This window comes from Pseudomonadota bacterium (assembly GCA_026390555.1).
Classification (GTDB): Bacteria; Bdellovibrionota_C; UBA2361; order UBA2361; family OMII01; genus OMII01.
In genome coordinates this window covers 1-6,656 of the sequence record JAPLFS010000011.1, presented here as the reverse complement: position 1 = coordinate 6,656, position 6,656 = coordinate 1, and the positions used below count along the sequence as shown (strand labels likewise).

General features: G+C 47.1%; 6 protein-coding genes and 1 pseudogene. 5 read left to right on the top strand and 2 right to left on the bottom strand.

Annotated elements, in window-relative coordinates:
- On the top strand, positions 1-622 hold a 622-nt coding region (gene aroC / locus NTV65_00760; GenBank protein ID MCX6113732.1), incomplete at its 5' end, for a chorismate synthase.
- An 877-nt stretch (positions 623-1,499) separates the two neighbouring features.
- Here the strand turns inward: aroC and NTV65_00755 are convergent.
- Together NTV65_00755 and NTV65_00750 are read right to left on the bottom strand one after the other, a co-directional pair.
- Positions 1,500-2,513 carry an SGNH/GDSL hydrolase family protein gene (locus tag NTV65_00755; protein MCX6113731.1) on the bottom strand — a complete coding sequence of 338 codons (1,014 nt, stop codon included), beginning with the start codon at positions 2,511-2,513 and terminating at the stop codon, positions 1,500-1,502.
- Positions 2,514-2,521: 8 nt separating this feature from the next.
- Entirely contained in the window at positions 2,522-3,802 is a 1,281-nt protein-coding gene (locus tag NTV65_00750; GenBank protein MCX6113730.1) for a glycosyltransferase, read from the bottom strand.
- A gap of 302 nt (positions 3,803-4,104) precedes the next feature.
- On the opposite strand from NTV65_00750, the gene NTV65_00745 reads away from it, so the two are divergent.
- From NTV65_00745 to NTV65_00730, 4 genes and pseudogenes are all read left to right on the top strand, one after another.
- On the top strand, positions 4,105-5,355 hold the full coding sequence (locus tag NTV65_00745; GenBank protein ID MCX6113729.1) for a glycosyltransferase family 39 protein: 1,251 nt from the start codon (positions 4,105-4,107) through the stop codon (positions 5,353-5,355).
- A 30-nt stretch (positions 5,356-5,385) separates the two neighbouring features.
- Positions 5,386-6,000, top strand: coding sequence for a hypothetical protein (locus tag NTV65_00740; protein ID MCX6113728.1), 615 nt, complete (start codon positions 5,386-5,388; stop codon positions 5,998-6,000).
- A 112-nt stretch (positions 6,001-6,112) separates the two neighbouring features.
- Positions 6,113-6,277 carry a hypothetical protein gene (locus NTV65_00735; protein ID MCX6113727.1) on the top strand — a complete coding sequence of 55 codons (165 nt, stop codon included), beginning with the start codon at positions 6,113-6,115 and terminating at the stop codon, positions 6,275-6,277.
- Positions 6,278-6,407: 130 nt separating this feature from the next.
- Positions 6,408-6,656, top strand: a pseudogene (locus tag NTV65_00730) (chorismate synthase).

Here is a 6,656-nt window from a genome sequence, read left to right as displayed (position 1 = left end):
TTACGTTGAACAGGTTGGCCCCATCAGCGCTACGCTTGATTACGAAAAGGTTAGCGAGCGTGATGTTGAGGCCAATATCGTGCGGTGTCCGGAACCGGGCGCTGCCATCAAGATGATTGAGCTTATCCGCGAGGTACAGGCCGCGGGCGATTCGATCGGAGGGGTTATTCGGTGCGTCATTAAGGGCTGCCCAGCCGGGCTCGGCGAGCCGGTCTTTGATAAGCTCCACGCCGATCTCGGCAAGGCCATGCTCAGCATAAATGCGGTCAAGGGCTTTGAGATCGGACTCGGCTTTGGAGCAGTTCACCTGCTTGGCAGCCAGCACAACGACCCATTTATTATCGACGAAGACGGCGAGGTTTCAACTCAAACTAACAATGCAGGGGGTGTGCTTGGTGGAATCTCATCAGGGGAGACTATTACCTGTCGCATCGCCTTCAAACCGGTAGCAACGATAGCTAAAGAGCAGGATACCGTTACAACAAGTGGCTCGCCTACAAAAATTGCGGCTGCAGGGCGTCACGATCCATGCGTCCTTCCACGCGCCGTGCCGATCGTGGATGCCATGGCGGCCCTTGTTATTATGGATCACTTTCTTCGGCAACGCGCGCAGAACGGGTAACAGCCTGCTAGGGGGCGCAGGTGACTATTAAGGGGCCATCGTTCCAGCTCGTTTTTTAGGCCATTGAGGAGTGTGAGATTAAGATTGATGTACCTCGTCTCGGATAGCTAACAAAGATGCTATTTTTCGCTACTTAGTTTGTCCTCTCGTGCTCTTCTGGCAGTCTAAAAACGGTCATCTGGGGCGATAACAATCAACCCTCCAACTTTCGGCAACCTGAGGACCCCTATTACAATGTCACTACCGCGGATCCGCTACTTGCGGAAAGTGAATTGATCTTCCTATCCTTAGAGGAAGAGTATTTTTATTTATTGTTAGATTAATTTTTATGAGGACCTATGAAATATATATATGCTCTGACCGTCGCGCTAGTGTTAATTAGTACGGCACAAGCGGAAAGTTTTCGGCACAGTGCACAAAAAAGATTAAGCATTAGCAGTACTTTGACTTGCACCTCAATCACCGATGTCGCTTCTCTTAGAAATGTTCTCTATAAGAATGATAATGTGCACGGCGGAAGAGGCCGTACGTTTCTTGATCAAGATCATCGCTTGAAGGGCACTGCAACTTTGAAGGTCGCGGGAACAAATGGCAAGGTTTTCTCTTGTTTCGGTCTCTATAGGTGCGACAATCCATTTGGTTGCCGCTACTATCAGGCTATGTGTTATGATCGGGTTTCGAATACAGACTTTATAAGATTGGCTAGGGCTAACGGCGGTACGAAATACGCTTTGGTTGGAAAAGATAATGGCCCTTGCTATAAGATCGATACGAGCCTGTCGAGATACGGGAATGTCCGCAAGTAAAACAAAAAAGTCTTGCTAGCCGTTATAAAAAGGATCTGTATAGAGGGCTTTGAAGCCACCTATGCTATTTTTTACTGTTGAATGGTCGCCACAAGTTCTTGAGCAATCAGTTTTCCGTATATTGAATGGCGTAATGCCGTTGGATGAGGATCGTTGGGAAGGTTTAAATCCTTATCTGTGTATCCATTCTTCTTAACGATTTCTTCAAACTCTGCGCCAAACTCTAAAAAGTGGAGAGAGGTTTCATGAAGTTTGGAAAGCTTCTTCATTATATTGCGCCAGTCTCTTCGTGGGTTTACAGCTAGGTACACTGGAATATGCAAGGGGTCGGTTAATTGTATAAGTCGAGTAAGTGATGTTACTGGGCCTTTGTCCTTCATGGCAGCTTTTTGAGCATTTAAGAGTGGCGCATTAGCGCGATCGTTCCGACTAAGTGAGAAACTCTGAACTAGGCCGGATTCCTTGGATGAGTCTTTGATGAAGAATGGAAAATCAAAGTCGTTGTCGACAAGGAATACGAGCACAGCGTCTGGTTCGAATTGAAGCGCTCGCTCTTGAAACAGGGCTACCTCCTGAAATGTTGAATATCCAGGGATGCCGAAATTAAGTACCTCTACTTTAGGCGACCCATTTAAATCCTGGTTGAGTAAGTCCTCAATTACCTGAGCAAAACCTGATTTTATATCAACGCCCCATCCAAAGGCGAAGGAGTCTCCCATAAGAGCTATTCTGAACGTCACGCTGGGTTTAATGATTGGACGCTCTGGGCTCCTCATGCCGAAAGAGTTCGTCTTAACATTAACTCCGGTAAAGTTGTCGTTGAGGTTAGGTTTCAGCGTATAGATTATTTCGTCTGATGGATGTGAGTTGATAACGGCGGCGAAGGGGAGAGACCCGTCGGGCCTACGATACCGTCCATTCGCTCGTGAATCGCTAAGAGCGGAGCGAAAATCCTCCATGCTCTTAAATTCAGTACCTTCCCGTTTTGGAAGTAGTATAAGCTTTGCGCAATATACGGCCAGAAGGCCAATTGTCGATCCGATTAGTGCCAAGATAATATTTGTGCGCGTCGGGTTAAGATCCACGTTACTAACTAATCAACTTTTTTAAACACAATAACCAATTCAGCTCCGCAAATATAGCTATATTTCAGAGCGCGAAAGCCACGATTAGCGAGGCGCTCAACTAGGTTTATTCGGGTGAAGCGATGACGAACCTTAACTTGAGATGCATGCACGTTCGGGAGGAAGCGATAGAGGGTTCCAAAGATTCGCCATGCGAGTCTGCGCGAGTCCGGAACGCATATGATTAGCTTGCCACCATTTTTAAGAACTCGACGCGCCTCGTCAAGTGAGGCCCCCAGATCTCCGACGTATGGTAGTACCTCTGAGAGGATAACTTGGTCAAATGACTGATCGGGATACGGTAGATTTTGGGCGTCCCCTAATTGAGCTACTGCCTGTGTTCGCGCCATAAAACGCACTTTTTTTGGTTCGATATCAAGCGCGATGATTCCTGGTGTAGTTGCCGCTAAGTAGTTACTGCCAGAGCCGACGTCAAGGACCCTCTGTGGTATATCAAGAAACCGCTTTACAAGAGAGAGTCGCTTACGAATCCAATAACGTTGTAAAGGATGTCTGCTATAGTAAGATCGGTATTCATAATCCGCTGTGCTGATCGAGTTTCGCAGTTTCCATAGGCGGTACAGAGTGGGCAGATAGGAGATTGCGAATTTAACTAGGGAGACGTGAGAAGACCCTGAAGCGCGCTCTTCATAGTGAAGTGGGATCTCTTTGATGTTATACCCTTCTGAGTAAGCTCTAACGATTACTTCTTGGAGAATATTGAAGTTCTCAGGGTGATAAGCGCCGAGGTTGAGCGCGCTTCTTTTATAAAGTCTATATCCGCTAGAGAGATCTTTAATTGGAAGTGATAGACATGTTGAGAATACCGCGTTAAGCACCTTTGAAAGGAGGTGTCTGGAGAGAGGGGCGTCTGAGCGTCCACCCCTAGCGAAGCGAGAAGCTATAATAATGTCCGCATCACTCCTAAGGGGCCACATCTCTTTAAAGAGCTCAGGCGGGTGCGAAAGATCGCTGTCGAGTGTGAGGATATACTCCCCGCCAGCCGCAGAGAATCCCTCTCTTAGTGCTCCCGCGTATCCAAGGCGACGCTGTAGTAGGCAACGGGCGCCGAGCTGTTCAGCTACTTGCCATGTTTGGTCAGTTGATCCGCCATCTACAACTATAATTTCGACTGATAGCTCAAGAGCTTTGATAGTAGCCCAAAGCCGTTCAATCAGGGGACCGATGTTGTGCCCCTCATTCAGAGTTGGTATGACTACCGATAGTTGTGGGGTCTCTCTGGTGTCCATTGTGCGCATACAATTTTTGTAGTACTGATCGGCTACTTACTGCTGAGAACACTCTAATGGCTGCTTCGTGGTATTTCAATACGTTGAGCAGTTCGGGGACGATATTTAGCGATAAGAAGATACCGTCCATCGCTTGCTTTTATAATAGGATCCCTACCTGGGTCCTAATTCTCCTTGTTGTAGGGGCAATACCCCGGATTCTTCTTACCTTCGGGGCCCTTCCAGTCCTGTGGCCGGACTCATTGACCTATCTAAAGTCCGCAACATTGATGGCGGCGGAAGGAAATTTTTGGATGCACGAGGTGTATAGGACACCTCTTTATCCACTTTTTCTGGCCATATTCTTGAAGGTCTTTGATTTTGGAGAACAGGCTGGTGATTGCGTTGTGTTCGTTCAGAGGCTTCTTGGAGTGGGAAGTGGTTTTATTTTATTTTTAGCACTGCGTCGGGCCTTCCCTCATAAGGTTGCGCTATGGTCCGCAGTGCTCTTTTTGTTGTCCCCGCTGCAGCTTTATTATGAATCTGTGATTCAAACAGAAGCTCAGTTTATCTTCCTTTTAATGCTCTTTCTTTGGATAGTGGCTAGGATAGTCTCAGAGCTTAAACGTGCGGAGGTCTCCCGTCTATCTTTTGTGCTTCTTGGGGTCATCGCCGCGATTATGTCGCTTTCTCGTCCGATCGGACAACTTTTGTTGGTATTGGTGCTTGGATGTCTTCTCGCGCGTTTTGGGTTGTCAAAGAGGATGTTTTCCGCCGTTGGTATAGCGCTCATTATTTTTTTTGTGGGACTGTTTCCGTGGATGAGGGTGAACCATAAACATTACGGGTTCTGGGGAATAAGCCAAGATTTTGGCATTAATCTTTTTCACCGAATTCTAGATGTTGATCAGACACCGCTCCCTAAAGAGAGCTCCGATCTCTTTGTTCGCGCTGCCACTGAAAGGGCAAAACTGCGAGGAGGAACAACTTATTTCCGGGTATATTTCAATCTCATAAAAGAGGTTCGGGCGAGCCACACTAAGAAGCAGCTTACGCAGTTGACTGTAGATAAGCGGATGGGTGGGTTCGCCAAGGAGGTGCTGCTTTCACATCCCTACCTCTTTATTCCAAACACTGTGAATAACTTCTGGCGCCTTTTCGTTGCTCCAAGGAGGAGCATACATTTTTGTGGGGGCAGGAATAATATTCCATATCTCTGTTCTAACCACGATGGATTGCAAACTCTTGTAGTTAGAGCAGACCCAGATCGGTTGCCTGAATGGGCAAGAAGATGGGTTCACCGACTTTTTCGTTTCCTCTCCTTGCCGGAGGTGTTTTTAATGGCCTTTGGTATTGTTGGGGTAGGGCGATCTATAACTGGTCAGGGATGGGAGCATCGATTGTTGTATCTTATCGTAATTATTTATTTTACTGGGTTGGCGGCATTGCTTAATTGCCCAGAGGATAGATTCAGGTTGCCTATAGATGGGCTTATCTATGCTTTTTCGGTTTATGGGGTCTTTATAGTGGGAAAGTGGGGTTATTATATACGTTGGAGGCAACTTCGTGTATAAATTTTTCGTAAATTTATGGAGGTAGGCCATATGCGGGCATCAATAGATACTTTGGTTGCTTTATTAGTGATAGTTGTTCTTGGATATGTACCAATGGCGCATGCTTTTGGCCCCTGTTTGACCTCTTTCCCAAAAGATGTTTCTTATATCCCAGAGTTGGCTGAGTGTAACGGCAACGCTGCGATTATTTTGCACGGTTCCCTGATAAACTCATTCAGCGTTGTTGTTCGAGCGTGTGATAATGGAGATCGGGATCCTTGTTTCAAGAACGCTGATTCATGTGGCACCAATTACAGTAGTCCATTCAAAGTTCAGATGACGATTGACGCTAAGATTGTTAAAAATGGTGACTCGGTGCCAGCAAAGATTCACTGCCTAAAGGAGAAGGGTAGCTCAAAGGTTTATCGAATGGTTCGTCGTCTCACCATCAAGAGGGTCGATCCAGTGCTTAATCCGGCGAAAGATGTTTATAAGGTCTGTCTCTCCTCTCGTATACGAGCTCGTAATCCAGTTACCATTCTCAGCACTGGAAAGAACAGAGTAAGTGGATTTACAGGCTTTAATGTCTCATGTAACACGCAGCGATATCTCGGATGTGATCTCGATAAAGCTTTGGCGCGCATATGTCCATTGGTAAATCGTTAATTTACATTCCTATAGCCGAAGGACGGAGCGCTAAGTTCAGGTTCCTAATTGTAGCGGCGGGTGTTCCTTTTTTTCTTCTATCGGTATTAGGCGCTCATGCTGATGGTGAGCCATGGAGGATAGAAATAAAGATGGCGTGATCGAGGTTTTAGCTTTTGGCTATAGCATTACCTATTGGGTTGGTGATGGCATAGCGCCTGGAACTTACGTTGAGGGGCCGCTAGCTCATGGAGCTACACAGGACGGGGATGGCCACTTAGACTCTTCGGCCTTCTAGGTATTTCTGTTATCAATGCGCGCGTCCCAGGTGACGAACTTGTTGGAGTGAGCACCATAGGCAGCGGCATTGATCGTTTTCCAGGGCTGGTTGTTGGAAGCTCAATTGATGTTGTGATCATTTCCGTCCCTCACACGCTGACTATACCTATCTATCCAAGTACGGCCGAAGGGACTGGCGCGGTAGCGGTCGCGCCTCTGCGCGCGAAACATTGGCGCGTGTTGCTTCTGGCGCTATTGCAAGAAAATTTCTTAAAGAGACCCTTGGGGTTGAGATCATCAGTTACGTTGAACAGGTTGGCCCCATCAGCGCTACGCTTGATTACGAAAAGGTTAGCGAGCGTGATGTTGAGGCCAATATCGTGCGGTGTCCGGAACCG